We start from the raw sequence: 266 nt of genomic DNA, 5'->3' as shown, positions 1-266 counted from the left end.
GGCCGACCTGCCGGCCGGCGTCCCCCACCCGGCCGCGGGCGCCGTCTACGACGCCCTGACGGGCACCCTGCGCTCGGCCGCCTGGCTGCTGCTGGGCCTCGGGCTGGCGGTGACGCTCATCGCCTGGCTCACCCGGTACCTGCGGCCGCTGCGTCCCGTGCGACGCCGGCGAGGGTCTCCAGGGCCCGCGCCAGCTGCGGCTCCGGGGCCGAACCGAGCCCGAGCCTGACCGCGTCCGGGGTCCGGCTGGGATCGACGCAGAAGGC

General features: G+C 78.9%; 1 pseudogene. It reads right to left on the bottom strand.

Annotated features, from left to right (window positions below):
- Nucleotides 1–128: 128 nt before the first annotated feature.
- Nucleotides 129–266 (bottom strand): annotated as a pseudogene (locus IE312_RS44035) (PLP-dependent aminotransferase family protein); the annotation flags it as partial.

It is taken from the genome of Streptomyces capoamus, from assembly GCF_014654935.1.
GTDB lineage: Bacteria > Actinomycetota > Actinomycetes > Streptomycetales > Streptomycetaceae > Streptomyces > Streptomyces capoamus.
Note: the sequence above shows the minus strand (reverse complement) of the source record. Positions and strands in the feature narration are given on the sequence as shown.